We start from the raw sequence: 1,295 nt of genomic DNA on the forward strand, positions 1-1,295 counted from the left end.
ATCCTCAAGTTCAGAGATTTATAGAAGACTTAATTATTGAAGTCGTGATTAAATATGATGTTGATGGTATACAATTTGATGATAATTTTGGAATGCCAATAGAACTGGGTTATGATTGGTATACTCGTAAAATTTATAAGCAAGAACATGAGGGTAAACTTCCGCCGAATAATCCCGCAGATCCCGAATGGATGCAGTGGAGAGCGGATAAAATTACAGCTTTTATGAAAACCTTACATGATCAGATTAAAGCTGTTAAACCGGACTGTCTGATTTCTCTCGCCCCCAACCCCCGTGAATTTGCTTATAACGAATCTCTACAAGACTGGGAAACTTGGGTAAAACAGGGTTTAATTGAGGAGTTAATCTTACAAGTTTATCGAGATAGCCCTAAAGCTTTTTTAAGCGAGTTAGACGATCCAGCAATTCGAGAACTTCGCGGTAAAATTCCGGTCGGAATTGGAATTTTAAGCGGTACAATGGGACATCCTGTTGAGATCGAACAAATTCAGCAACAAGTTCAAGACGTTCGCGATCATAACTTTCAAGGAATGTCTTTCTTTTACTGGGAAACCCTATGGAGTTATTTTACTCCAGATGCACCCCGAGAACGTCGGAGAGTATTTGAAATATTATTTTCGCCTTCGCCCTCCTAACGTTCTACAATTCATGTATGTCAACTGATCTCAAACCCTGAAATTCCAATCAAGAATTAGATTCATTTAAGCGTTTTTGCCATTCGGCATCAATTTTATCTACTTGTTCGAGTTCTTGTTCGACTAAATCAGATTCGGTGGTGTAAGCTAAATCTTTTTGATCGATCACTGTTTCTGCGGCAAATTGACGAGCAAAACTCAGTTTTTGTTTAATAGAATCCTGAGCTTGATTCAATATTGCTACCCGTTCTTGTCGGTTTTGATTGCGAACTTCAATGCGAGCATTACGCCATTTTATCCAAATAAAACGGATCAAAGGAACGGTTAAAAATCCAATCCCATAAACCAACAAAAGCGGGAAAATAACATCTACAAAGGCAACCCAGCCACCCAAACTTTGAACTAGAGTCTGATCTTGTAATAAATTCCCCAAAATGATCGCACCGACAATATTAGCAACACCCAAACCTGCGGCTAACATTAATTGACCAGAACTAGCTTGGCTAAACTTCCACAATTGTTCTTTGAGAGAACTCACAATCCCTTGAGGACGATATTGAGTAGCAGTCGTTTGTAAATCGGGAAAATGATAAACCAGTTCACCTTGAGGACTCACTTTTGGATAACCATTAAATCGAG

1 protein-coding gene and 1 pseudogene are annotated in these 1,295 nt (G+C 38.8%); one reads left to right on the forward strand and one right to left on the reverse strand.

Annotated features, from left to right (window positions below; all coding sequences use genetic code 11):
- A partial coding sequence (locus tag M595_RS27640; protein WP_023069867.1) for a glycoside hydrolase family 10-like protein occupies positions 1–656 on the forward strand: 656 nt, incomplete at its 5' end.
- A gap of 49 nt (positions 657–705) precedes the next feature.
- On the opposite strand, the pseudogene M595_RS27645 reads toward M595_RS27640, so the two are convergent.
- Positions 706–1,295 (reverse strand): annotated as a pseudogene (locus tag M595_RS27645) (hypothetical protein); the annotation flags it as partial.

It is taken from the genome of Lyngbya aestuarii BL J (genome assembly GCF_000478195.2).
Classification (GTDB): domain Bacteria; phylum Cyanobacteriota; class Cyanobacteriia; order Cyanobacteriales; family Microcoleaceae; genus Capilliphycus; species Capilliphycus aestuarii.